This is a genomic window from Calothrix sp. NIES-3974 (genome assembly GCF_002368395.1).
Classification (GTDB): Bacteria; Cyanobacteriota; Cyanobacteriia; order Cyanobacteriales; family Nostocaceae; genus NIES-3974.
The window spans coordinates 105,296-131,367 of sequence record NZ_AP018254.1 but is presented as its reverse complement, the minus strand read 5'-3'; the positions used below and the strand labels follow the sequence as shown (position 1 = coordinate 131,367).

The window sequence follows — 26,072 nt, the reverse complement described above, 5'->3', positions numbered from 1 at the left end:
GCGAATAAAATTTAATTTAGGATATAGAGGATTTGTGCCTGAATAAAATAAGATGTGATGACATATTTAAGCATAAACTTCTGTTTTCAATCATCAAAATAAAAAGTATAAGTTTCAAACAGTCATAATAAATGTTAATTACTACCAAAAGTTCTCTTAAACAAAAAAACGAAATAGCTAATAAAATCGATCAACCAGTAGGGAAAGTACAAACTCAAGCAACCGTTGCAGAAGCTCTTGTACAAATGCTCCAAGACTTAGGTGTGCGTCATGCATTTGGGATTGGAGGAGGTGGAATTGTACCAATATGGGATGCTTTAGAAAAAAGTCCAATCGACGTGTTGTACTTTCGTCATGAATCAGGAGCAGCTTTTGCCGCAATGGAAGCGTATTTTGCCAACGGTTGTCCTGTTGCTGTTTTTACCACTACTGGACCAGGTATTACCAATGCCCTAACTGGATTAATGGCTGCACGTTGGGAAGGAGCTAAAATTCTTTTGATATCTCCTAGTACACCAAAAACCCATGAAGGAAAATGGGCATTTCAAGAAACTAATTTTCATACAATGCCTCAAGAAATTTTTAGTAGTGGCAGTGTATTTCATTACGCGCACCAAGTTCAGTCAGGAAATGAACTACCAAAAATTGCTCAAGAACTTGCTGTTGGATTTGCTAAAACAGGTGGGTTTGTTGCACACTTGAATATTCCCAGCGATGTTCAAACTAGTCATGCCTATAATGTTTATCCTGATATACCCAGTTTGCTACAAATCATTCCTGATGGAAAAACGATTGATCTAGTAAGCAAAATTCTTTTTTCCGAATCCTTGGCGATATGGGTTGGTTTTGGTGCTCGTGATGCGGCAAAAGAAATACTTCAGATAGCAGAAAGAACAGGTGCTGCTGTTATGAGTTCTCCTCGCGGAAAAGGAATTTTCCCTGAAAATCATCCTCTGTATTTAGGCGTTACAGGATTTGCTGGACATGATTCTGTTCTGGAATTTATGAAATCTAATCCTCCTCAGCGTATTCTCGTTTTAGGAACTCGTTTAGGGGAATTTACTTCTTTTTGGAATCCTTTGATGATACCCCCCAAAGGATTTATTCATGTAGATATAGATCAAGAGGTTCCAAAAGCAGCTTATCCACAGGCAGAAACAATCCCCATTATTGCAGATATCAAGGCTTTTACAAGCATGTTAGTGGAAAAATTACCTCCGCTATCGGCAGACTCTCCCGTGAAGTTTCTACCCAAGTTCTATAATTCTATGCCTTCATATGAAAGCCGTGAAAACTATACAGGATTAGTCAGACCAATAGAATTGATGAAGGCAATTCAAGAGTTGATCGTGGAGGGTAGTAATGCAACAATTTTTGCCGATGCAGGAAATTGTTTATCTTGGGCAGTTCATTATCTTAAATTTGATCGACCAAAGCGTTGGCGAGGAAGTACGGGTTTCGGTTCTATGGGAAATGCTACCACTGGAGTTGTGGGAGCCACTCTAGTAAGTCGAAGTAAGTCCGTAGTTCTTGTTGGTGATGGGGCAATGTTAATGAACAATGAAGTTAACACCGCAGTAAAGTATAACATACCAGCAGTTTGGATTGTTTTTAATGATGCTAGTTACAATATGTGTAATCAAGGTGCTGTATTGTTAGGTCGTCCTAGTATCAAGGCGGACATAGCACCAACAGATTTTGCTATGTTGGCAATTAGTATGGGTGCAGACGGAATATGTGTAAATCACGAATCTCAAATTAGGAGGGCAATACTCAAGGCAATGAAATCAAAAGTTCCATTTGTAATAGATGTAAAAATTAATCCGGAAGAATTAGCTCCGATTGGTCAGCGAATGCACAGCATAGGTAAACTAACAAATCAACATCCATAGTCTTATCCTAAGAGGATGTTTTCAAAGTCCCTATTTAATAATTAGCTTATTGTTTTTGGGGTGTAGAGAGAGACGCGACATGTCGCGTCTGTACGGCTATCGGGAGTAGTAGATAATTTACAAAGATACTGTTTGCTCCTCTTTCCTGTCTTTTATAAGTGGTTGATAAAGGATTAATTAACGCTTTCCAATCATCCTCTAAAGTAGATATTAATATACTAATAATTACTACTAAATAAAAAACCTGTCTAGACAGGTTTTTTTACTGCTGAATTATTAATTTAGGCTACATATTGACTTATGGAACTGACACTTGAGAGAAGGAAAAATACGATAATGCAAATTTTCTTACCGTGTTGTCAGATTTTGGCGATGCTTTGAATCATCCTTAATAAAGGAGAAACAGTCACTACGAAATTAATCTGCAACTTTCACATCACCCCAACGCATAACTATTGCCACTGAACTACTAGCAGCTCCAAATCCGTACAGTAAAACTAAATCATTCTCACGAATTTTACCCATTTTGGCTGCATGATAAAGATTAAATAGAGTCAGCGCTCCTCCGATATTGGCACATTCTGGGTAAAGGTTGATAGTACGTTTTGGATCGATATGGAGAAGATGAGTACATAAATCAACAAACCATGCAGTAGGTGTCGTTGAGATGAAAAAGTCAATATCATCTAATTTCAAACCAGCAGCAGCAACAGCGCCTTCACAGCATGTCTTAATCATATTAGGTGCATTTTCAGCAATGATTTTATTGGTGTCTCTAGCAACTACAAAGCGCAAACGATGTTTACCTTCTTCATTGACTGTATCTTTCACGCTGAATTGATTACAAGTAAAACTAGTATTTATGGCTTTAGAAGCTAAAAGACCTTGACCATGTGAAAGCGAACCAACTACATAAGCTCCTGCTGCATCTCCGAAAAACCAAGATAGAGTATCGTTTTCATCAACCAGACGAGAGTAGGTGCAAGAAATAACTACGAGAATATTGCGATAAGTACCTGATTGAATTAAAGCTGTTGCCGTTTGTAAAGCCATTGGCCCACTAGCACAACTAGCATCCAAGTTCCATGCGGGACATTGCATCCCTAATTCGCGGGCTAAAAAAGCGGCATTACCAAAACCTGGTTGATCGGGTAAGAAGGATGAAACAATTAATAAATCGATATCATTAATTGTAAAATTTCCTGCTGCTAGGGCATCTTTGGCGGCGCGATATTCCAATGTTAAGGCTGATTCACCGGGTCCTAAAATAGGTCGTTTAACTGTGCCGCGAAAGGGGTCTTTGAGGTAGGGTTCCATTGCTAATTCGTATTCGTTACTGGGAGTGGAATTAGCTAGGGACATGAATTTGGCTAAGTTTTTGTCTTCTGCTTTGGCGACTATATCTGGATATTTTTCTCTGTAATAATCGTTGGTGCGAATAATGCTGGGTAAGCTGATGGCGAGTGAACGAATACCTACGGGAATATGCATTTTTAATCTCCTTTGTTTTGGGATAATCCGTTTTTTGGGATGGATTATTGGGGTGGAGATGCTAACTGTATGGTGTATTTTTTATGATTTAAAAATCGAAAAACCCTGATTTAAAATTCTGAACAGTATATGGGAAAGTTTCTTTTTTCTTACACTATGTGTGAAGTTTACAATACCCTTTCCAGTAGTTTAACTAACAATGTTTACTTTCGACTTTGGTAGTTGTACGGGATTTTGGGGATTGTGTTGCTCCTTGAGCCTGATTCGAGGCGGAGCCTCCCGCACTTTGGCTCCCACGCGGAGCATGGGAGCAAGAGAAACGAGCCTCCCGCACTTTGGCTCCCACGCGGAGCATGGGAGCTAGGGAAACGAGCCTCCCGCACTTTGGCTCCCACGCGGAGCATGGGAGCTAGGGAAACGAGCCTCCCGCACTTTGGCTCCCACGCGGAGCATGGGAGCTAGGGAAACGAGCCTCCCACACTTTTGGCTCCCACGCGGAGCATGGGAGCTAGGGAAGCGCAACTACGTGCCTTGATGATACGAAATACTAGGAGGGTTCTTCGGTGCTGGTGAATAGGCTGGGGTCGAGGTAGTTAATGCGGGCGGAGGGGCTGAGGGCGTTGAGGATTTGGGCACCATAGCTACGGTTGACGACTCGACTGTCTAAGAGGGCGACGATGCCTTGACTTTCTCTGACTGGGGCGATCGCTCGTTGTAGTTCTGTGAGGGCGGTGGGTAGTAGATATAGGCGAAACCAGTCCTGGTGTTGGCGTTTGTAGTTTTGGACGCGTCCGGCGACTAGGGGGTGTTCCAGGGAGGGGAGAGGTAGGGTGGTAATAATTAGTAGTTGGGGGGCTGGGAGTACGTTTTGATGTTTGCGCCAATATTCCCAGTCGGTGACGAGGATACCGTTGTCGTCGAGGCAGGTTTTTTCGACTTGGACGCGGGAACCGAATTCGGCTGCGAGGGTGGTGCCGATTTGGGCTTTGAGGGGTGTGTCTGTAACCAAAATTACGGTTAGTCCGCTCTTGGTGGCACTCAGACAAACTAATGTGCGGATTTTGTGGATGAGGGCGGGTTGAAATTCAGGGGTGTTGGGTAGGGGTAGTTGGTAGGGAATGTATAGTTGGATGGCTTCGGTTTGATTGTCGCTGGCAAATTTTAAACAGGTGACATCTCCTAGTCCCAGGCGATCGCGAAATAGGGGGGCTTCAGTTTCCGGCTCTAGGGCGCTACCAATAAAGACAACGGGTTGACGCTGCCAAATTGGGCTGAGGATGGCTGCTAGCTCCCCTGGGGCACAGTGGAGGGCATAATTACCCTGGGGTTTATCTACGGTTGTCCAGCCTAAAGTGGGGGATTCGGGGTTGTCATGGGAAAGCATGGCAAATTGCTGGCTAAAATTCTGCCATGTCTGGGGTAGGCTGGGAATATCTAGGCGAGAAAATAATCTTTGTAAAATTTCAATTTCCCCGTCAGCTAGTAGGTAACATCCATAGGGGTTGGTTGGGTGGCGCAGGATGATGTGGGAAAGTTGATTGTAAGCGGTGTGAATGGCTTCGCTGTGGTGGGGAGATGCCAACATCAAGGTATCCCAATCGCTGCGGGTGAGGGTTTGGGTAAGGGTTTGACGTACCCAATCTTCCAGGTCGTCCACACCATCGATAATCGTCGGGATATTGGCTGGGAAAGCACCGTCGTTGGTTAATTGGGACTGTAGCCAAACTTGGGGAGTAACCAGTAACAAGCCAGAAAAATCGGGATGGGGAAAGCTATCTCCGACGCGGATTGACTTTTGGGTCTGTAACCAGGGTTGGAGTCTCTTGATTTCCACCTTGAGTAAACGTTGTTGGACACTTTCGCTAGCTACCACCACCACCGCACCTGGCCACATCAGTGCCGAGGCAATAAAACTCATCCGATAGCGACCTTGGAACCCAGATAAAGCACCAACTTGAATCAACGCACTACGTCCCACCCGTAAAGCACGCGCAACTAACCGCGCCATCGTCAAATGGTGATGCCAAGCCGGAAAACCGGACTGCGATCGCAGGAAGTTATGTAATGACAAGTGAACTTCTGCTTCTATCACGTAAGTTTCATCCCGATATCAAAAAGTTAGTTTTGTCAAGATTGGGCATAGGGTTGAATTGGATGTTTTCAAAGTCCTTTTCGGGTTGACAGTTGTCGGTTGCTAGGTGGCAGTTGTTATATTAACCACGTATAGGCTTGTTTGTCAGGGTGTTATTCTCTTGAGGAAAATTACCCAAACCATTTCATCCTAACCCATACCCTGAATTCGATTTTGGATGGAAAAACCTGGTTTGATCAGGATTATCAGAATCAACTCAATCCCAACCAATTCCCAACCCGTCATCAAATTTGAAATCAATCACAAAAAACTATGGCTACCTACCCCGGAATTTCCAGCGAAGCCTTTCGTCATCCCCTAGATACGCAAGCAGAACAAGCACTGCGCAGTCTACCTGGCTTTGATTTTTTGGCTCGTAAATTTATTGAATTTTTTGCCGAACGCCCACAATATGTGTATTTGATGGGAAACACCATCCAAGTTGGGCCACGTCAATATTCTACTATTTACCACATGTTCCGCGAGTGTGTCCGCGATTTAGATATCTATCCGGAACCAGCTTTATTTGTGGAGCAAAATGCTGTTGCTAATAGTTACGCCCTGGGTAAGGATAATCCCTATATTGTGATTAATTCGGGATTGCTGGATTTACTGGATGAAACAGAAATTAGGGCTGTCCTTGCCCACGAACTTGGTCACATCAAATGTGGCCATACAATTTTGATTCAAATGGCGATTTGGGCGCGACAAATAGCTTCTGATTTTGCCCGTGCCACCCTGGGATTAGGTAATATCGTTAGTCAGGGATTACTACTGGCTTTTTATGAATGGCGACGCAAAGCTGAGTTATCATGCGATCGCGCGGCGCTATTAGTCGTTGATGATATTAATCCCGTGATGACGACAATGATGAAATTAACGGGGGGAAGCCACAAATATGCCCATGAATTTCACCTGCGAGAATTTATCCAACAATCGGAAAGTTATCAAGCCCTGGATACGGATGGTTTGAATCAAATCTATAAAATCCTCATGTATACGGGTGTGCTGGGAGCAATGATGAGTCATCCCTTCCCTGTGGAAAGGGTACATTACATCCGTGAATGGGAAAAAAGCGAGGAATATCAACGCATTCGTCGTGGAGATTATATGCGATCGCCCTCCGAAGGAGCTGTTGATGTGGATGCAGCTACCCCAAATCAAACTACTAGCGAAACCACAGAAGCCGAACAACTGCGCCGTCAACTCGAACAACTTCAACAAGAGCTTGAACGTCTCCGTCGTCAAAAAAATAGCTAGTAGTCCACCACATTAATTAGGCACGTAGTAGCACTTTAGCGCCTTATTTTATCTGAAAAATTTTTCGTTGCTAAAGCCACTACTACAAACCCCTCATAACTTATCATCAGACCACTATCAGACTATACATAAGTAGGTAGGTGCAATTAAACATAAAACCGCAACGCAACCGTTCATTCGGCGTAGAGACGACCCGTCGGGTCGTCTCTACCCCCGTACAGACGCGACATGTCGCGTCTCTTCCTGCTCCTAAAAACGATAATTCAAGTATTAAAATCGACTTTTCAAACATCCTCTCAGGGTAATCCAAAATCCAAAATCCTGGAGTTACTGCTGACTGATAAAAAATGCTTTTAATTGCTTACTACTAATACCGGCCCAAATAGTTGAAAAAACTTTTTGATTATCTATATACAAATTATTGTTCCGAATGGAAACTTGCTCAGATTTATAGGGATATTTCTTTAACGTCATCCCCAATAAATTTTTCATTTCAATACAATCTGTTTTGATAATAATTATATTTTTGGTTAACATTAAAATACTGACTGGTAACAGAATCAAGCCCATAACTGTACTCAGTTTAAACCCACTCACAAAGGCAGACCAAAAGATAACAGCACAACCAGCCAACATAAAAATTGGAAAGATTTTTCTGTACTTAATTTCCAACATTTGGGTTTTTGGTAATTGAATAAATGTGAAATAATTAACTATCAATCACAATTCAGATAGTATGTTAGCGAAAAAGATTTATTTTCGATCTAACTATTGTGCCAATTTTTACTATTGGACAAGATTAAGTGTACTTAAGGTTTGGATATCTCCGCCAACTTGTACTAGTGCGAGCAAATCTAACATCTAAAATCTAAAATCTAAAATCATATGACTAACCCCAGCTACGACAACCTATTTACCCTGATTGAACAACTTGTGATGTGCCATTCTCCTAGTGGAGTCGAAGGGGAAATTAATCAATTTTTGCTGGAGGAATTGGGAAAAATAGGGGTTGAAACGTGGTGCGATCGCGCTGATAATATTATTGCGAAAATCCCTGGTCAATCTACTGCTAATCCGATTGCGATTACCGCTCATAAAGACGAAATCGGTGCAATCGTCAAATCCCTTGGTGAAAACGGTCGGGTGGAAGTACGTCGTCTTGGTGGAGCTTATCCGTGGGTTTACGGTGAAGGAGTAGTAGATTTACTTGGTGATAATACCACTATTTCTGGTATCCTCAGTTTTGGTTCCCGTCACGTTTCCCACGAATCACCCCAAAAAGCTCAACAGGAAAATACCCCCGTGCGTTGGGAAACATCCTGGGTCGAAACCAAATCCTCCACTGCGGAGTTAGAAACTGCTGGAATTCGTCCGGGTACAAGGGTAGTAGTGGGTAAACATCGCAAACGTCCCATCCGTTTAAATAACTACATTGCCAGTTACACCCTTGATAACAAGGCTTCCCTAGCCATACTACTGACATTAGCCCAAATCCTGAAAAATCCTACTGTCGATGTATATTTAGTTGCTTCCGCGAAAGAAGAAGTAGGAGCAATTGGAGCCTTATATTTTACCCAGAATCAACGTCTAGATGGCTTAATCGCCTTAGAAATTTGTCCCCTTTCCCCTGAATACCCCATTGAAGACGGAGATAAACCGGTGTTGTTAATTCAAGATGGCTACGGTATTTATGATGAAAACCTAACAAATCAACTACGTCACAGCGCTCAACAAGTCCAAATACCCATCCAAATAGCCACCCTCAGTGGATTTGGTAGTGATGCATCAATTGCCATGAAATTCGGTCATGTTGCGAGGGGAGCATGTTTATCCTTCCCCACCCAAAACACCCACGGTTACGAAATTGCTCATATCGGTGCGATCGCAAATTGTATCACCATCCTCAAACAATTCTGCGAAAACTATTCCCATTAAATTTAGTACAGAATTACAAAAAACCGTACAGACGCGACATGTCGTGTCTCTCGCGTCTCTCCCTGTTCCCTACCCTCACGAAAAGACTTTTTTTCACGGACTATAACTATTTTTAAAAACCAGATTAAGCCACTAATTACTATTAGCACTCTCGTAGATTTAGTGCTAATTAAAAGCCTCTAACTTTAGCACTTAAACATGCTTAGTGCTAATTAAAACTAGCTTTTTTTTAGCTATAATTATAGTCATGAGTAATTTATCAAATCCTTTGCGGACAGTGTTTTTGCCAACATTAGCACCGTGCAAAATTCCTGTGCCGTACTTCAATTAAATTCAGAATATTCAATTGAACCAGGAAAATTACATGAACTATACATTTGATATTGTCGGAATTTCTCCTGTCCTAAATTTTTTTGATCATCAGTTAAAAAATCAACAAAATCATCAAAAAGCAGGAATAGAATACGTCGGTTCACCCGTTTGTACATTGGATGCATTACTAGCCTATCTAGAACCCATACCTAGTAAATGGGGATGGGATGAAGATGAAATCATGAATACAGTCATCAACTTTTGGATGAACAACTCCGAGAGTATTCGCTACTGGAAATTACGCTTAGAGGATGCGGGGAAAGATAACTTACTTGTTGCTCGTTTAGCAGATATTCACGCACTCAAGCATGAGTTTGAACTGCTGTTAGAGAAGAAGATTTGAATTTATGGGTTCGAGTTGATTGAAAAACACGACCCTACGGTCGATCCGCTACGCGTCTGGTTCAATGACGGTGTTTACGTTGTCCTTGCGTAAGTCCTGATTGGATATTCATCAGCAAGAGGTTAAATGGTATGGCAACCAGTTAATAACATTCACCTAGAATCAGAATTAGAAGCAGGTGATTATTGGTTCGTCAAACTGATTTTGCTGGATGTCTTGTACCGAGCTTGTCGAAATATGATAGTGCGGGCCAAAAAGCCCGCTTTTTGGATTATAAAGATAATATGTCCATCATTTTTTATTGACCACTATTTGACCGAAGCATTTGATGCAACGGTTGTTAAACTACGTGGATTCGGGCTTTCCCGATGTTTGGACGGAGATTTTTCTAAATTCGTAGCTAAAGGAAGTAATTCAATTGATTCAGTTAAGTTCCAAGCATTTTCCAAACTCTCCCAAGAAGGAGCAAAAGGTGGTAAGGCTAAACTACAAGCCTTCCAATGGCTAAGAACTGGTGCTCCTAGGCGATTACAAGTTCCTCCGCGACGACCTTCAGGCTGATAATAACGACAATATCTACAAGCAGAAGTTAATTGTTTTATCTCTTTCATGTTTTTTGCCGCTTTGGCAGAACCGATATCTATATATTTTCTAACTAGACATAAATACGGTGTTTCTGAAAGAAAACTAGATTTTATATATGTTTTAGCCCTATGGGGACTATTTTTAGTTTTAGTTTTTTTTTATCTTTGTGTCATATTTTTCAATCATTATAGTTGTAAGTAAATAGAAAATTTACATTTGGTAATATATGCCTTTATAGAAAAAAACGTAATGGGGATCAATCAAAAAAAAACAGCTATGGATATAGCTAGCAAATTCAAAAAGTCTTGAATAGGAGATTTTTGGTGATATTAAATCAATCCTCAGAGGTAAATCTGGGAATTTCAAGGTGCTAGTCAAAAAGGGGAATGAAGCTACCATATAATTGTGATGGAGATGTCGAAAGATAATTACTTTCTTTCTCCTGCGGCATCAAAAATCCCTCAAACTATTACCCCACGGCGTAAATATGCCGACCATTTCCCTAGTTCCCATACTCCGCGTGGGAACCACCTCGTGAATGAAGACGGTAGACCTCACGCACTGGATAACTACGTAGAGCATAGTTACCAGACGAATGGTCTGGATGTTTCCGCCAACTTGTACTAGCCTCTGAGTTGGGAGTAGCCGATATGTAATGGTGACACCAAAAACAGATGGGTGTAAAAAGTAGTTTTCCCACTCCCTACTCCCTATGATTCCCCAAATTATTGGTAAACTGCTTGGCAACACACAAAGAACACACACCCCAACGCTGTAACTCTCCGGGGGGAGTAGGAGCTTGACACTGGGGACAAAGGGGTAAATTGTGACTGCGTGCTTTAATTTTTTGTGCCCAGGATGCAAAAGCGGTATTTACATTTTCTCGAAAAGTTAATTCCTGGGAGGTTAATCCAGCACCAATATGACTTGGGGAAGAAGTTTGTTCAGTGAGGTGATTGCTATTATAGATATAGCTAGGATGTTCCTGCAAAGACGGTTTTAGCTCCTGAGTAGGAGTTAGAGAGAGATGCCAACCCGCAGTCGAACAACGCAGATCAATCAAAGGTTGGTCAAGGTGGGAATTTAAACCCTGAAGAATTTTCTGGCGTTGAAACATCAAATTTTGAGCAAAAGCAGCGCTGGATGTAGCAACACGTAAGACTTGACGTTGCATCGAAATTGGACGGGAGTGGACAGCAGCAGGTAGGCCAACAACATCATTCCATACACTTAAGACTCGTTGGAAAGGTTGGGCACGAATTTGGGCTTGAATTTCTAACTTGTCTAAAATATCATTAACAGACTGCCAAGACATACGGCTTTTTGGATACATTATTCACCCATAGATATATTTATAATTTACAATTTATCTTCCTTTCATTCACAGAAAACCCAACTTTGGGGGAAGGTGTGCTACGCGCATCTACGGGTCATCTCTACTCCCTACTTTCTATTTTCAAGAGGGAGTTTGCGATCGCCATCTCCCGATTCACCTCCTCCTAGATACAATCAACTTGTGAAAAAATCCACCCCACACCAGCCATGAGTCAAAATCCTCTCACCTATCCAGGTTCTTACCCATCCCAACCAAGTAAACCATCCCCAATCAAACCCCAATTAGCAGCAGCTTTAGCCAGTTTGGAGGTGCAACTAGACCAGGAATTAGCCCGTTATCGTCGAACTCGTCCTCAAGGGATGCGCACACCTGTATTTGGTGCGAATCCACCATCATTTGTAGTCGATAACCCTAACTTAGCAGCTAATCCGGAAAATCAGGCTGCAACGAGTCAAGCATTAGCAACAGATTTACCTACCCCCCCATCATTCACAGAAGTCAACGAAAATTCTTCCATTGATTCAAACCGGGAAAGTAAACTACCACCAACAGAAATACCGGGAACTAACCTGAATATTTCCACACCACCGCAAACCGAGACGAACCCAAATATAGAAACTAATTCCTTCCCTTCAGCAGAATTGAATCCAGAATTAGAACCACAAAACTTGGCAACAGCACCGACACAGGAAACCCAATTAAATTCAGCCGGTATTGTCCCAGTAAGTAAAACCAACAATAACTCCACCTCAAAAGATACAAAATTTGCCGTCCCAGGAACATCCGAACCCGATGATTACCTCGAATCATCAGAAGCACTATTGCGCAGTTTGACCGAATCAGAACCTCAATCCCCAAGCAGTTCCCAGCAAAATCAGAAAAATAATAGTCTTCTATCCCCACTAGGGATTGGCTCCATGCTCCTACTGGTCGTAGCAAGTGCTATTTTGGGAATGGTATTATTTCAACCTAAATTTATTCCCGAACTTAACTTTAGTAAACTATTTCCTCGGAACCAAACCAACAGCAGCGAAAATAACCCATCTTCCGGAGCAAATTCAGCCCCCGTCGAACCCCAACTTACCCCAGTTCCCCAATATCCGAACCTCGCAAACGACGAATTTCCCGAAGTCAAAAACCCTAATGACATCGTGGGGTTAACCCCCAAACCATCTCCAACATCTCCACCCGTCGTCAACCAGCAACCCAACCCCGTAACCCAACCAGTTGCACCAGCACAGCCAATTAATCCAGTACCTCCCACCCCTCCCCAACCAACGGTTCAACCCACCCCCCAACCCCAACCCATCACAGACGCTGACTTGAAACCATCTCCCAACGGAATGTATCAATTTGTCGTCGAAAATCAGGGAGAAACAGCCCTAGCCAATGCGCGAAAAATAGTACCCGATGCCTATTTGTCACGCGATCGCAAATATATTCATGTCGGTGCAGTTTCCACCAAAGAACGAGCGAAAAAACTCCTAGCAGAGCTCAAAGCCAAAGGTTTAGATGTTCGTCCCTATCAACCCTAGTTATGCTATACACAGAAGCAAGAATCTGGTGTTGTGGAACAGACTGATTGCCTGTTCTGTGTTGGCTAGAAAAATGATTTGTGAGATTGTGGAGTTGGTAAAATGGGATTATTTGAGCGATTTAATCGAGTTGTACGGGCAAATTTGCACAGTTTTGCCAATCAAGCCGAAGACCCGGAAAAAGTATTAGCACAAAGCTTACTGGAGATGCAAGATCGACTGGTAGAATTACGTCAGGGAATAGCCAGTGCGATCGCTACCCACAAACGCACTGAAAGACAAATCGCTAATGCCCAAATGACGGCTGATGAATGGTACAAACGCGCTCAATTGGCAATACAACAGGGAAATGAACCTTTAGCCCGCGAAGCCCTTACCAAACGCAAATCCTACCAAGATACCGCCAACACATTAAACTCGGAAATTGCCCAACAACGGGAAGTAATCGCTAAACTAAAAAAAGATATGCGCGGCTTGGAGTTAAAAATTACCGAAATTAAAACTAAAAAAGAAATGTATATTGCTCGACTGCGGTCGGCTGAGGCTTCCGTACGCTTGCAAGAACTTCTCGATGAGATTTCCGGTAAAAGTACTACCACTAGTGTATTTGCAAAAGTGGAAGATAAAATCTTACAACTAGAAGCCAAAAATGAGGTTTTAGAACTAGCTGGGAAGGATGAATTAGAGGAAAAAATCGCTGCTCTCGAAGGAGGTGCTAATATTGACCAAGAATTGGCTACCCTAAAACAGAACTTGGAGAATAGTCAGTAGGGTAGTTATGTCGAAGGCAAAAGGAAATAATTAATAATACTGGAATACTCACAAGATATTGTTAACCTATCCTCTTGCCCTCTTCTTCCCCTAACTAGTTAATATTTAGAGTTAGTATAGTAGCAATGTAAACAGCCCTGGTGGTTGGTAAATCGGAGATAAGGAAAGAATAAATTATGGGATTATTTGATCGGATTAAACGGGTCGTTAGTGCGAATTTAAATGATTTGGTTAGTAAGGCTGAAGACCCAGAAAAGATGCTGGAGCAAGCGATTCTGGAAATGCAGGAGGATTTAGTCCAACTGCGTCAAGGAGTTGCACAGGCGATCGCAGCCCAAAAACGCACAGAAAAGCAATATAATGATGCCCAAAGTGAAATTAATAAGTGGCAGCGTAATGCCCAATTAGCTATCCAAAAAGGTGATGAGAATTTAGCCCGACAAGCTCTGGAGCGCAAAAAAACCTTTACCGAATCCTCAGCTGCCCTCAAAGCTAGTTTAGATCAACAAATCGTCCAGGTTGAATCCCTCAAACGCAACCTAATTCAGCTAGAGAGCAAAATTTCCGAAGCAAAAACCAAGAAAGAAATGCTCAAAGCCCGTATTACCTCCGCCAAAGCCCAAGAGCAACTACAGGGTATGGTGCAGAGTATGAATACCAATAGCGCGATGGCTGCATTCGAGCGGATGGAAGAAAAAGTCCTCATGCAGGAAGCACGAGCGCAATCGGCTGCGGAACTAGCTAGTAATGACCTGGAAATGCAATTTGCAGCCCTAGAATCGGGTAGCGATATTGACGACGAACTCGCAGCTCTGAAAGCTTCCCTTGCTCCCGCACCGGAACAACAAGCATTACCCCAAGCTCAAACAGAAGCTACCACCACCCCCTCCCAACCAGCATCCCAATCTAACCAAGTGGTAGATAAGGAATTGGAAGAGTTACGTAAACAACTTGACCAAATGTAAATTAAGTATCTAGATATTAAGTATATTTAATGAATACCGTTTTCCTCGGAAGACGGTATTTTATCGGAAAACTAAGCTTAAAACCCTGTCAACAGTTATACCCAAGTTTGCTTGAAAAAGCCGCAGCACTGAGTTTGCAATCATTTGAGATTTGAAAATATAAGCAATTTTTCAGGTTACAGCTTGAAGTAGACGCGAAGAAACCCACCAGAGCATTCTGTAGAAAGCACATTTGCAAGTTAACACTTTGATTTTTGTTACATAAGCACTTCTACTCACCCAAAAGAGCTAATCTAAGGGTGGAGCACTTCTTTAGCTAAGAGGAGAAGTCAGTATGAAACCGCGAGAGTTTAGCTTTTCACAATACACTGGGAGTCCAAACCTACGGGATCATTTAGAAGCAATTCTGCGACATGCAGAAGCTGCATCTCGTATTTCTGAGAATCAATTTCCCATAGCTGGCAAAATCAAGCTTCAACATGAAGTTCAGCTCCCACCACACATACCACATATAAAAGTAGATTCAGAAAATATTTATACAAAAAGTCAATCTAGATTTGTTATAGATTCTGAAGAGAATACAGTCATCAACGACTCTTTACATAAGATTGGCCCTCAAAGATGGAATTATGAAATACTAAACTATCCTGTGAACTATACTGTGAATAACCGATCTCTTCAAGTTACAGAGGATCATTTGGGTTTGAACGGGCATTTATCAGAGATCAAGCGTCATACTCGATCAGCAATAGAGATGTTAGAAGGTTCAGATCCTCCTCCGATTGGGTGTTGGGTGCTGGGGTTAATCATTATATTTCTATTAGCATTTTGTGGACAGCAGACTTCAGATCAAGATCCTCAACGACAACCCCAGCAAAATCAAGGATATTTCCAAAATACTCCTACTGTAGTCGCAACTTTAGCTTCAAATAATGGTTTGTAGAATATAGCTCTCAAGCAATAGGGTCTAAATTTTATGGGCTAATGATTCACTTGGAGCGGACTGCGGAAATATCTTGGTATATAATTGAATTGGTCAGCAAAATCTCAGTAAATAGCTAGCTATACCCTTCGCTACGATCGCTCAACTCGGATAATTTTCGTAAACTGGTTTCAGGGTAAAAATATCCGGAAAATTTCGGGATATGCGCGAGGAATGCACTAAAAGGCTTGTATTTACCTCGAAAATTGGGTAATTTAAATCAATACACCGAGTAATAATATCGACCGCATTAGAGAAAAAGTCCAGTCTGGCTTCGTCAGTATGAATTATTCCACTGATGGAGATTTGCAGAGTTTACAGGTCTAAAGGAGTATTCAGTTTGTATATTAAGCAAGTCTGTCTCGAAGTGCAGAGCCTATTACCCAGATGGCAATTTTCAGGATATACTTAAAATTAGGTCAAGACTTAGGAGGCAAGGGTGAGCAGACTAGTTCTTGAGATTTCAAACGAGGTTGCGGAGTCTCTTCAACTTCCACCTTCAGAACGCCTCTCTCGTGTGCAACGAGAATTAGCAATTCGATTATACCAAAAGGGATTGCTCTCTTTTGGAAAGGCGCGTGAGCTAGCACAAATGACAAAATGGGAGTTTCACTCGCTACTTGGAGATGAGGGAATCGAGCGTAGTTACGATTTAGAAGAACTAGAAAGTGACTTAAATACGTTGGAGCAGTTAGATTGAGAGCTATTAGCAACTCTTCTGTCTTGATTGCCCTGAGTAGCATTGGGCAACTATCTGTGTTAACACAGCGATTTCCAGACGGAATTCTGATTCCACGAGCAGTGTGGTGCGAAGTTGTGGAAACTGGAGCAGGGCGAACAGGAGCGGTAGAAGTTGCAGCAGGCTTAAACACTTGGCTGTCCATCCAAGAAGCGGAGAACAAGACGTTAATATCAGTGCTGCAACAAAATTTGGATCAAGGTGAAGCGGAGGCGATCACCTTATGGCTTGAGCAACCTTCAGAAGCTTTGTTGTTGGATGAGAAGAAAGCGCGACAAGTTGCACGACGCATGAATTTGCCGATACTGGGTACTTTAGGTCTCCTGATTTGGGCAAAACGGCAAGGAGTGATTTTTAACTTGCAAGAACAGCTTGATGCCTTGCAAACTGCGGCTAAGTTTCGCTTGAGTCAGCAGGTTTATAATGAGGCTCTGAGGCAAGTTAGGGAATTACAGTAAGCGTTTGTTGTCACCTCTGCATCGGACGCAATTCGCGATCGCAGTGACTGATGTGGCTTAAAGTCAGCAAAGGTGATCCCTTGACGGAGGTTACAGACAGGGTGAACTAAAATCCGGTCTCGCGATAATTAAAGACCCCAAATTTTGCGTAGTTGTCGTTGCTGCTCCCTGAGAATGCGCTCATATTGTTTGCGCGATCGCCTTTGATTGCGTTCTAATTCCCGTAGATAATAATTATACTGCGGTTGGGGTTTGAATATGTAATTGTAATTGGATGACCAGTTAATTTGGGAAGGGCGATAAATTGACGTTTGCTGCCATTGTTGTTGATTTCTGATCCATTGTCTTTGATGTTTTTTAAAGTTTTTTTGCCAATCTTTGTGACCGGATTTCGTCAGAGTTGGTAATGCCCCTATTTCATTTTCACATTCCGGTTGGCAAGTATTTTCCCTCGCATTAGCTGGTGTTGTTGTTGCGGAAATTACACCACCTAGGGCAAGGCAGGGAATTACAAATCCAGATAATTTATTGAATGTGTTAGAAGTGTTGATTGTTAGCATTTGTTTATGACTCAAACTCACCAATGAGACAGGATAATGATGGTTTGCACGACTGACAAATCACGTATAGACTCGATTGAACTTGAGAATAAACTTGATCAAGTAAGTGTTAATTAATAAACTCTACACAATGTTGGGAAGACGAAAAACCAGAAATTAACAGGAATTCCAAAATATACTGAGATAACCTGGAAACTGGGATATTAACCACTATCCTCGCAACCTCAAACTACGTAAAAACCCAGTTGAATCAGGGATTGAATGTAACCATAATAGTCTCAGGGCATACTTGGTGATAATCCACAATGTGCAGTTCATTTTCAGGCACAGTGGTTTTACGGTAACGGATTGGGATAGATTAATTGGTGTGCCACCTCGGCCAAATCTGTAAATTTGATTGTTGAAACAAGTTGATGGAGACAGCAATGAGTAAGGGTGTTCTCACCATAACGGATGCAGAATTTGAAACCGAAGTTTTAAAATCTGAACAGCCTGTATTAGTCTATTTTTGGGCATCATGGTGTGGTCCTTGCCAACTCATGTCCCCCCAGATCAATTCCATTGCCGATACCTATGCCGAAAAACTCAAAGTCGTCAAAATGGAAGTTGATCCTAATCCCGTCGCTGTTAAGCAATATCAAGTGGAAGGCGTACCAGCTTTACGACTTCTTCAGGGAGAAAAGGTTTTAGTTTCCTCTGAAGGCGCACTCACTAAAGATAAAATTATCAATTTGATTGCCCCCCATTTGGAGGGTTAATCAGGGATTTTTCTGATTGCAAGCGGAGGAGATGGGTAAAAAATAACATGTATACTTTGCACGCTGATATATTTCCTTTTTGGTTTGTTGATAGTTAATAGTAGAGAAATGGCAATGTGATGTCCCTTCCAGCGTTAACCATCTCAACAAAAAGCTGACCTATTGACAGATTAAAGTATACATACTTGATTTTGCGAATAATATTATTAGCTACCTGTATCCCCTCCGCCTTATATTTTCACTTTTGATTGAATACACCATTAAAAAAATGCAGTTTGCGCACCGTTTAGAACCCTTGCAGTCCAATGTTTTTGCCGATATGGATCGGGCTAAAGGATTGGCAAGAGCAGCAGGACAGCAAATCATTGATTTGTCTATGGGTTCTTCTGATTTGCCAGTGTCCAGTCATATAATTAACGCGATCGCCCAATCCCTATCAGACCCGACAACCCACGGTTATCTTCTGTTTAACGGTACGCAAGCCTTTCGTCAGGCGGTTGCCAATTGGTACGAACAAAGGTTTGGTATCCCTGTTGACCCGGAGACTGAAGTTTTACCCTTGATTGGTTCCCAGGAGGGTACAGCCCATTTACCCCTTGCCATCCTCAATCCGGGTGACTATGCCCTACTACTTGACCCTGGTTATCCCTCCCACGCTGGGGGAGTTTACCTCGCCAGTGGTTTAATTTATCCCATGCCACTGCGAGCAGAAAATAAATTTTTACCTGATTTAACGGAAATACCTGGGCAGGTATTAAATAAAGCGAGGATGATGGTATTGAGTTATCCCCATAATCCCACAACTGCGATCGCACCTCTGGAATTTTTCCAAACCGCCGTTGAATTTTGTCTACAACATAATATCGTACTTGTCCACGATTTTCCCTACGTAGACCTAGTATTTACTGGTGTCGCCCCATCCATCTTCCAAGCAGACCGGGACAAACAAACCTCGATAGAATTTTTTACCCTTTCCAAATCCTACAACATGGGTGGATTCCGAATTGGTTATGCCATCGGTAATGCAAAATTAATCACAGCCCTCAAACAGGTCAAAGCCACCGTTGACTTCAACCAATACCTCGGTATACTAAACGGTGCGATCGCTGCCCTCACCGGACCCCAAACGGGAGTTAGCCAATCTACAGCCATTTTCCGTCAACGTCGTGACGCATTCCTCAACGCTCTCCATCATCATGGTTGGAATCTACCCTCACCCCCAGCCACCATGTACGTCTGGTTTCCCTTACCATCAAAATGGTGCGATCGCTCCATCGAATTTTGCACCAACCTCGTCATAAAAACCGGTATCGCCGCTTCCCCCGGTGCAGGATTTGGCAAACACGGTGAAGGCTACGTTCGCTTTGCCCTCGTCCAACCACCCTCTGTTCTCGAACAAGCTGCTCACCAAATCAGCGAATTCCTCAAAACCCAATAAACAATGGTGGGTTAAGAACTAGCGTCCTCACCCACCCAACTGGTGTATATAATGTTTACATTTTGTATTGAAACCATAATCGTCGTAGAGACGTAGCGATGCTACGTCTCTACACAACGTAAAATTTTTAATTCATATTGTATTCAGCAGCGCCATAATTTATTGGGTCTTGTGAAAAGTGGAATAGTTGGGTAAAAACTATTCCCTACTTCCATCACGGACTGTTCCCTACCCTCACTCAAAGGCTTTTACAGCTAGGGCTGCGCTTCGCGAACAGCAGACCCTATTTAGAAACCCCTAATTTGAGAAACTGGGCTGTCACATGTAAACTTTCCTCAAATAAAGTTTCATGTCCCCAACGTTGCACCTGTTGACTTAACAAAGCTTCAGCTTTTTGTTCCGACAAAGATGTCACCTGCTGGAATAAACCCGCAGACTGGGCACCACCTTGGGTTTCCATGCGCATACAGCCACCGGTTTCTGAGCAAATCACCGTACTGCAATTCGCCTGGGAATTAGTCGAATTTAAACGTAATGCAGTCAAATCTCCAGGAATTTCCCCCGCATCACCCACGGGTACACCCACTAATTCCGCTTCAATCTGGCGTTGGTCTTTGGCGACAAAGCGGACACGGGTAATATCGTAATCACCGATTTCCCGCTCATAGGCAACCGGATGCCAATTCAAACGACTAGCCAACCAACCCAAATATAAAAACGCCTGGGCTGGATTACCCTTTTCGTAATCCAAATTTACCCGATCCACCTCCAATAAACCGGCTCGACGTTGGGGTGGGTCGTAAGCCTCGGCAGTTAATTCCTGCCAAGCAGCCAATCTGCGCCAATTCAAATCCGCCACCGGAATACCACTTTCCACTAAAGTCTGTAAATTAATTAAATCGCTTTCTGGTTCGTTGAAATTGCACGAATCCACAATCACGTTATTACAAACAGCCGCCAACCGCTTAAATAGGGGATTATTCGGATTGGGAGTCGCCTTCCACCATAAAAACTTCGGCAAACCACCAATCAACAAGGCTGGAACCATACCACCAATCCGTTCCAAAGCCGTTGCTGTACCAGTCAAGGTAATATATTCACAACAAATCAAAGTACTAGATTGTTGCTTTTGAATCGGACAATAGGCAGCAACTTGTGCCTTTACCCCTTCATCATCCCCCGCCATTGGCGATAGGGTGACAATTCGACAAGGGTTACGCAGGGCAATTTCGTCGGCAATTCGGGGACTTTTACTATCTGCACTCACATTAGTGGCAACCTTTCCCGCCGCTTTGAGTTTAGCAACTTCACCCCTTAACACCGTCACCGTATCCGGAGTTGCCTTACCCGTTTCAGGAATATGAAACGCTTTTTGAGCCTCCCGTAGGGCTGATTCTGTTTGTGGCCCGAGAATTCCATCAATTGGTCCAGTATAAAAACCTAGAGCCGCCAGCAATTGCTGGGTTTCTTCTGGCTCATAAACAATTAGGGTAAAAGTTGTTGCCCTAGTGGCAGCCGGAAGTGTACCTTCCTCACCTGCAATGCCATAACTTTGCCAAATTTGACTTAATTCAGCCTCAATATCGCTGAGAGAAATATCCTTGGGCGGTTGCAGTGAGTAAATCGTCGGAGCTTGGGAAACCATAATAATACGTCAATAATACAATACGTGAGTTTGCTGTGAAATCTTGTTAGTCAAAAAAATCAAATCCAATTTGGGGAGTAGGGAGAAGACAAACAGCAAAGAAGAAAAATAAATCTCTTTTTTTCTCCTGTTTCCGATCTCTTTTCCTAAAGTCTTCTCCACCGTCGTCCGTCTCGATTCAGTAATAACTCGGCTTCTACAGGTTCCCAAGTTCCAGCTTCATACTTAGGAATACTATTCGGATCGGCGGGCGCATCCCACACACTCAAGGCTGGGGTGACAACTTGCCATGCAGCTTCTACTTCGTCACCGCGTGTAAATAGGGTTTGATCCCCCATCATACAATCCAAAAACAAACGGTCGTAGGCATCTCCCGTAGCTTGAATCCCAAACGAACCATAGGTAAAGTCCATATCTACCGAACGGGTGCGAAATTCTGCTCCTGGCATTTTCACGTCGAACCGCAAGTTAATCCCTTCATTCGGTTGAATTCGCATGGCCAACACATTGGCATTTTTCTGTTGAGCCGCAGATTGGAACATCCTGGAGGGGACATCACGAAAATGGATGGAAATTTCGCTGACTTTTTTCGGCATTCGTTTCCCTGTCCGCAAATAAAACGGTACACCTTGCCAACGCCAGCTATCCACCATGAATTTCATGGCCACAAATGTCGGTGTTGTTGATTGGGGGTTAACACCAGGTTCTTCATGATACCCAGGAACTGGTTTCCCTTTCATCCATCCAGCGCTGTACTGTCCGCGAATTGCCGACAAATCTAGGTTATTTACATCTGCAAGTCTAGTTGCTTGTAATACTTTTACCTTCTCCGTGCGGATACTATCCGCGTCCATTGAGTTCGGTGGTTCCATCGCCGTCAAACAAAATAGCTGCATCAGGTGATTCTGCAACATATCCCGCAAAGCACCTGAAGTTTCGTAATATCCAGCCCGGTCTTCCACTCCCACTGTTTCGGCGACGGTAATTTGCACATGGTCAACGTAGCTGCGATTCCACAATGGTTCAAAAATCGCATTGGCAAACCGAAATACTAACAGGTTTTGAACGGTTTCCTTCCCTAGGTAGTGGTCAATCCGGTAAACTTGGTTCTCTTTACAGTATTTTTGCACCACCACGTTGAGGCTTTTCGCAGAGGCTAAATCTCGACCGAAGGGTTTTTCAATCACCAGACGATGTTTGTAGGGGTCTTCCAGCATCTTGGCTGTACCTAACTGACGAATTGCCTCTGGGAAGAAATTGGGAGCAACCGATAGGTAAAACATTCTATTTCCCCGCGTTCCCCGTTTTTCATCTAACTCAGCCAGGAAATTTTTGAGTTTTTGGTAATCTTCTGTGTTGTCGATGTTACCAGAACAGTAAAATAGACCTTGGCAAAAATCTTGCCACAGTTCTTCTGGGTGTACACCTCCGTGAACTTCTTCCATGCCTTTACGCATTTGTTCGCGGAAGTATTCGTGACTCCAATCACGACGAGCGACACCGACAATGGTTGTTTCGGGAGGGATGCGTCGTTCTTTGCGCAATTTATAGAGGGCGGGAACGAGTTTGCGCCAGGTCAGGTCTCCTGATGCGCCAAAAATCACGATTATTTGGGGTTCGGGCATCCCTTGTTGTTGTAAACCAACGCGTAGGGGATTTTCTAGCAAACTGACCATAACAATTATTTATTTGCGATACAAGGATTACATCTGGAAACTGAGTGAGTAAATTTACTGACTCAGGTTTGATCTACTGAAACTTGGGAAATGGGAATTGGGTAATCAACCGTTAACTATCAACTTTGGCAGTCAATTGGCAATTTGTATGCATAATTGCTCACATCAAGGGATAATTGCTGGCTGAGTTCTGTCAGATGCATTTTCTCAGAATGGCTTTCATCTCAATGTTAATGGTTGCCTTTTTCTCCGCATGGTGATGGGGACTACTAAGTAATCGGATTTATACTGGGAGTGGTTCGCTATGCAGCCTAACCCAAGGATATTTTCCATGTTTCCACCCTTTCATATTCAGGGAGGAATTTTACCTGTATTTCTCACGAGCGAATGGTAGGTCTGAAGTCAGGGCTTAATTATCTTTCTGTTCCCTACTCCTTGAAAGTTTTAGGAATTTGTGGGAAATCCGGGTTTACTGCTTCTAAATCTCTTCACTTTCTGAACTTTTTTAACTAGCTATGTCTAGTTCTTACCCCCAACTTGAACTTGGCGACATTTCCAATATCTTTAATGTCCGTTTTGAATAAATGATTCTACTTTGGCGACATCTTGCTTGCTACCAATAATTAACGGGGTGCGTTGATGAAGTTTTGTCGGCACTACATCTAAGATATTTGTATGCCCTGTGGTTGCCCTTCCCCCCGCTTGTTCGATGATGTAAGCGAGGGGCGCACTTTCATATAATAGACGTAGTTTCCCTTCGGGTTTTTGCCGGGTTCCAGGATAGAGAAAAACGCCTCCCTGTAGCAAAACGCGATGGATATCACTGACCATTGCTCCACTGTAACGGGCTGTGTATCCTTCGGTACGATGGACGTAACGGACATATTCGCGAATTGGTTCATCCCATTGCCAAAAGTTACCTTCATTGACGCTATAAATAGAGCCATGTTCTGGCATTTGGATGTTTTCTTCGGTGAGGATAAATTCTCCTAAACTGGGGTCAAGGGTGAAGGAATGAACTCCTCGACCAAGGGTGTAAACGAGCATGGTACTAGGTCCATATAAAATATACCCTGCACCGATTTGTTTGCGTCCTGGGGCTAGTAAATCCTGGGCTGTACCATCAATATCGTCACCTTCTTGGCGGCGAATGGCAAAAATTGATCCTAAACTCAGGTTGGTATCGGTGTTGGATGAGCCATCAATAGGGTCATAAAGAAGGGTATATCTACCAATTGGGCAGTTTTCTGGGATGTAGTAGGGTTTGTCCATTTCTTCGGATGCCAACCGACATACTAATCCGCTTTGTTCAAATACGGCAATAAATACATCATTGGCGTAAACATCCATTTTTTTTACGGATTCGCCTTGAACGTTAACCTCTCCAGTAAACCCTAGCACTCCTTCCATCAATCCCGCACGACTTAAATGACGGGATATTAATTTTCCTGCCAAGGCAATTCGATTCATTAAGGCGCTTAAATCTTGAGCATCACTAGCAAAACTTTGTAAGTGCTGGAGTACATGACGGGATAGGGTCATGCAATCCCTTTCTAGGCTTGGTCGTGTTTCGCGAATCGACTGTTGAGATGAATCGGACGTAGTGGTCATTATGTATTCCTCCGTCGCTATTGGCGCGAATGGTATTTTGTTCAGACTCGTGTGGCTGCGGTTCAATTCAACGTCGCTTCCCAATCGTCTGTTGCAGGTCGATGTGATTTTAGGTAAATTCTTTGACACCGTTTTGAGCCTGCCGACAGTAATAATCTGCTCATCTCTATCTTAGAAACCTAATCTCCCAACTTAAACGTGATTTTAGATAAACTAAAGAAATTAATCTGTAGCTTGTGTATGTTGCAATCCTAATTGCACGCAAAGCCGACACACCGCCATGACTATAATCATTGGCGACATGTCGGCGCTGCGGCTATTCAGTTTTTATAAATATTTCTTGCCTAAACTAGGCTTTATATTGTACTATAGCTTAATGCTATTCATCGAATGATTCTTGTTTTTTGACCCTGTTAATTCTTCGATTGCCACTTTCGTCCCGTGGTTTAGCTTTATTGACACGGATTTGTCTACCCATCCATTCTGCTCCATCTAATTCTGCGATCGCAACATCTTCGTGAGCTTCATCGCTTAAATCGACAAAGGCAAAACCACGCATTCTTCCAGATTCGCGGTCGGTGGGAAGTTCAACGCGAGTCACCTCACCATAATCAGTAAAAACTGCTTTCAGATCAGCTTCAGTCGCGCGGTAAGAGAGATTTCCAACGTAAATAGTCATGTGAATTGCATTAAATGTCAATTGAAGGCGATGATTTTGATTCGGCAAGAAACTTAGTTGCTTGTAATTGGTTGTTAATCAATTTAAGTAACTTTTGTTTCATGCAGTCTGTTTGACTCAGCCGAAACTGGTATCGCAATTAGCTCACAACTATTAAGTCGTATTTTTAATAGCTTAACTATCTAGTTAGGTTGAGCTTCGCATACATTCATAATCATAGCTGATGATGATGATTTTCAAGGTATGAGATTTTACAAAGGATAGGAAGTTGAAATCAGTGTCACTTATAGATTTAATATTCTTATCTTCAGTGGGAAATGTTGTATTTACAGCATAAATAATTTTACCGATTGGGAACTTCTATCGGCAGGAAAAGTCCTGAAGTTATTCACACGTATGGGATTTAGCTACTTAATATTTTGCTTTCCTTCAAGACAGAGATTTTACCTTGTAACTATATTTACTATGTACTTCCCTCAAGGGTAGACATAAGTAAAAAGTATGAAATGTGTCTTGGTGAAGAGGTTTATTTTATCTCTAATTAAAAAACATTTCAAAAATTCAGTTGCTTAAATGCCTTCAAGCAACACAGTCACGTTTATACTTTAAAAGACAAGTTTTTTTCGGTTATCGGGAGTATTCTCAGTAGATATACGTAGTCGTTACTAGTCAATCGAAATTGATTGTGGTCCACTACCTTTACCGTTATGGTGATCTTGGTTGTTGGAAGTAGAGTTAGTTGTCACTTTTTGACTTAACCAGGACTTAACAGGTTCATCTTTTAGACTTAAGCGTAATACACCGGAGACAAATCCACCCATAAATGAGGCTGGATGTTTAGTAAATTGCTGAAATAGGGGCTTTAGTTCATCTAAAAACATATTACCATCCTTGGCTAATATACAACTTT

General features: G+C 42.6%; 24 protein-coding genes. 13 read left to right on the top strand and 11 right to left on the bottom strand.

What is annotated here, in order from left to right:
• Window positions 1-131: 131 nt before the first annotated feature.
• Window positions 132-1,892, top strand: coding sequence for a thiamine pyrophosphate-dependent enzyme (locus tag CDC37_RS00530; protein ID WP_096619977.1), 1,761 nt, complete (start codon window positions 132-134; stop codon window positions 1,890-1,892).
• Window positions 1,893-2,309: 417 nt separating this feature from the next.
• Here the strand turns inward: CDC37_RS00530 and CDC37_RS00525 are convergent, their stop codons facing one another.
• Together CDC37_RS00525 and CDC37_RS00520 are read right to left on the bottom strand one after the other, a co-directional pair.
• On the bottom strand, window positions 2,310-3,383 hold the full coding sequence (locus CDC37_RS00525) for a 3-oxoacyl-ACP synthase III family protein (protein ID WP_096619975.1): 1,074 nt from the start codon (window positions 3,381-3,383) through the stop codon (window positions 2,310-2,312).
• A 547-nt stretch (window positions 3,384-3,930) separates the two neighbouring features.
• Complete coding sequence (locus CDC37_RS00520; protein WP_096619973.1) at window positions 3,931-5,475, bottom strand: helicase C-terminal domain-containing protein; 1,545 nt, start codon at window positions 5,473-5,475, stop codon at window positions 3,931-3,933.
• A 312-nt stretch (window positions 5,476-5,787) separates the two neighbouring features.
• Here CDC37_RS00520 and CDC37_RS00515 point away from each other — a divergent pair, with 312 nt between their 5' ends.
• Complete coding sequence (locus tag CDC37_RS00515; RefSeq protein WP_096619971.1) at window positions 5,788-6,774, top strand: M48 family metallopeptidase; 987 nt, start codon at window positions 5,788-5,790, stop codon at window positions 6,772-6,774.
• A 327-nt stretch (window positions 6,775-7,101) separates the two neighbouring features.
• On the opposite strand, the gene CDC37_RS00510 is transcribed toward CDC37_RS00515, so the two are convergent.
• On the bottom strand, window positions 7,102-7,449 hold the full coding sequence (locus CDC37_RS00510; RefSeq protein ID WP_096619969.1) for a hypothetical protein: 348 nt from the start codon (window positions 7,447-7,449) through the stop codon (window positions 7,102-7,104).
• A 210-nt stretch (window positions 7,450-7,659) separates the two neighbouring features.
• On the opposite strand from CDC37_RS00510, the gene CDC37_RS00505 reads away from it, so the two are divergent.
• Both CDC37_RS00505 and CDC37_RS00500 read left to right on the top strand, forming a co-directional pair.
• A complete protein-coding gene (locus CDC37_RS00505; protein WP_096619967.1) occupies window positions 7,660-8,709 on the top strand; it encodes a M42 family metallopeptidase in 1,050 nt (349 codons plus the stop codon).
• 364 nt (window positions 8,710-9,073) lie between these two features.
• Window positions 9,074-9,424 (top strand): hypothetical protein, encoded by a 351-nt coding sequence (locus CDC37_RS00500; protein ID WP_096619965.1) that lies wholly within the window; start codon window positions 9,074-9,076, stop codon window positions 9,422-9,424.
• 308 nt (window positions 9,425-9,732) lie between these two features.
• Here CDC37_RS00500 and CDC37_RS25065 read toward each other — a convergent pair whose 3' ends face one another.
• On the bottom strand, window positions 9,733-10,035 hold the full coding sequence (locus tag CDC37_RS25065; protein WP_231943172.1) for a hypothetical protein: 303 nt from the start codon (window positions 10,033-10,035) through the stop codon (window positions 9,733-9,735).
• Between the two features lie 388 nt (window positions 10,036-10,423).
• On the opposite strand from CDC37_RS25065, the gene CDC37_RS23825 reads away from it, so the two are divergent.
• Window positions 10,424-10,636, top strand: coding sequence for a hypothetical protein (locus CDC37_RS23825; RefSeq protein ID WP_157780604.1), 213 nt, complete (start codon window positions 10,424-10,426; stop codon window positions 10,634-10,636).
• A 76-nt stretch (window positions 10,637-10,712) separates the two neighbouring features.
• On the opposite strand, the gene CDC37_RS00490 is transcribed toward CDC37_RS23825, so the two are convergent.
• Window positions 10,713-11,324 carry a DciA family protein gene (locus tag CDC37_RS00490; protein ID WP_096619963.1) on the bottom strand — a complete coding sequence of 204 codons (612 nt, stop codon included), beginning with the start codon at window positions 11,322-11,324 and terminating at the stop codon, window positions 10,713-10,715.
• 227 nt (window positions 11,325-11,551) lie between these two features.
• On the opposite strand from CDC37_RS00490, the gene CDC37_RS00485 reads away from it, so the two are divergent.
• The 6 genes from CDC37_RS00485 to CDC37_RS00460 all read left to right on the top strand — a co-directional run bounded on the left by CDC37_RS00485 (window position 11,552) and on the right by CDC37_RS00460 (window position 16,795).
• Complete coding sequence (locus CDC37_RS00485) at window positions 11,552-12,880, top strand: hypothetical protein (protein WP_096619961.1); 1,329 nt, start codon at window positions 11,552-11,554, stop codon at window positions 12,878-12,880.
• Window positions 12,881-12,982: 102 nt separating this feature from the next.
• Entirely contained in the window at window positions 12,983-13,651 is a 669-nt protein-coding gene (locus tag CDC37_RS00480) for a PspA/IM30 family protein (protein ID WP_096619959.1), read from the top strand.
• A 176-nt stretch (window positions 13,652-13,827) separates the two neighbouring features.
• Window positions 13,828-14,616, top strand: coding sequence for a PspA/IM30 family protein (locus tag CDC37_RS00475; RefSeq protein ID WP_096619957.1), 789 nt, complete (start codon window positions 13,828-13,830; stop codon window positions 14,614-14,616).
• 334 nt (window positions 14,617-14,950) lie between these two features.
• A complete protein-coding gene (locus tag CDC37_RS00470; protein WP_096619955.1) occupies window positions 14,951-15,559 on the top strand; it encodes a hypothetical protein in 609 nt (202 codons plus the stop codon).
• A 478-nt stretch (window positions 15,560-16,037) separates the two neighbouring features.
• A complete protein-coding gene (locus CDC37_RS00465) occupies window positions 16,038-16,298 on the top strand; it encodes a UPF0175 family protein (protein ID WP_096619953.1) in 261 nt (86 codons plus the stop codon).
• 56 nt (window positions 16,299-16,354) lie between these two features.
• Window positions 16,355-16,795 carry a DUF3368 domain-containing protein gene (locus CDC37_RS00460; protein ID WP_231943171.1) on the top strand — a complete coding sequence of 147 codons (441 nt, stop codon included), beginning with the start codon at window positions 16,355-16,357 and terminating at the stop codon, window positions 16,793-16,795.
• A gap of 128 nt (window positions 16,796-16,923) precedes the next feature.
• On the opposite strand, the gene CDC37_RS00455 is transcribed toward CDC37_RS00460, so the two are convergent.
• Entirely contained in the window at window positions 16,924-17,355 is a 432-nt protein-coding gene (locus CDC37_RS00455) for a hypothetical protein (protein ID WP_096619949.1), read from the bottom strand.
• Window positions 17,356-17,780: 425 nt separating this feature from the next.
• On the opposite strand from CDC37_RS00455, the gene CDC37_RS00450 reads away from it, so the two are divergent.
• Both CDC37_RS00450 and CDC37_RS00445 read left to right on the top strand, forming a co-directional pair.
• Window positions 17,781-18,113, top strand: coding sequence for a thioredoxin family protein (locus tag CDC37_RS00450; protein ID WP_096625761.1), 333 nt, complete (start codon window positions 17,781-17,783; stop codon window positions 18,111-18,113).
• Window positions 18,114-18,381: 268 nt separating this feature from the next.
• A complete protein-coding gene (locus CDC37_RS00445; RefSeq protein ID WP_096619947.1) occupies window positions 18,382-19,551 on the top strand; it encodes an LL-diaminopimelate aminotransferase in 1,170 nt (389 codons plus the stop codon).
• A 283-nt stretch (window positions 19,552-19,834) separates the two neighbouring features.
• Here the strand turns inward: CDC37_RS00445 and opcA are convergent, their stop codons facing one another.
• The 5 genes from opcA to CDC37_RS00420 form a co-directional block, all read right to left on the bottom strand.
• The gene (opcA, locus tag CDC37_RS00440) at window positions 19,835-21,196 is read right to left on the bottom strand and encodes a glucose-6-phosphate dehydrogenase assembly protein OpcA (protein WP_096619945.1); all 1,362 of its coding nucleotides are present in this window, start codon (window positions 21,194-21,196) and stop codon (window positions 19,835-19,837) included.
• Between the two features lie 146 nt (window positions 21,197-21,342).
• On the bottom strand, window positions 21,343-22,872 hold the full coding sequence (gene zwf, locus CDC37_RS00435) for a glucose-6-phosphate dehydrogenase (protein WP_096619943.1): 1,530 nt from the start codon (window positions 22,870-22,872) through the stop codon (window positions 21,343-21,345).
• A gap of 564 nt (window positions 22,873-23,436) precedes the next feature.
• Window positions 23,437-24,483 (bottom strand): class 1 fructose-bisphosphatase, encoded by a 1,047-nt coding sequence (gene fbp / locus CDC37_RS00430; RefSeq protein WP_096619941.1) that lies wholly within the window; start codon window positions 24,481-24,483, stop codon window positions 23,437-23,439.
• A 379-nt stretch (window positions 24,484-24,862) separates the two neighbouring features.
• Complete coding sequence (locus CDC37_RS00425; RefSeq protein ID WP_096619939.1) at window positions 24,863-25,162, bottom strand: RNA recognition motif domain-containing protein; 300 nt, start codon at window positions 25,160-25,162, stop codon at window positions 24,863-24,865.
• 665 nt (window positions 25,163-25,827) lie between these two features.
• Window positions 25,828-26,043, bottom strand: coding sequence for a hypothetical protein (locus tag CDC37_RS00420; RefSeq protein ID WP_096619937.1), 216 nt, complete (start codon window positions 26,041-26,043; stop codon window positions 25,828-25,830).
• Window positions 26,044-26,072: the final 29 nt, after the last annotated feature.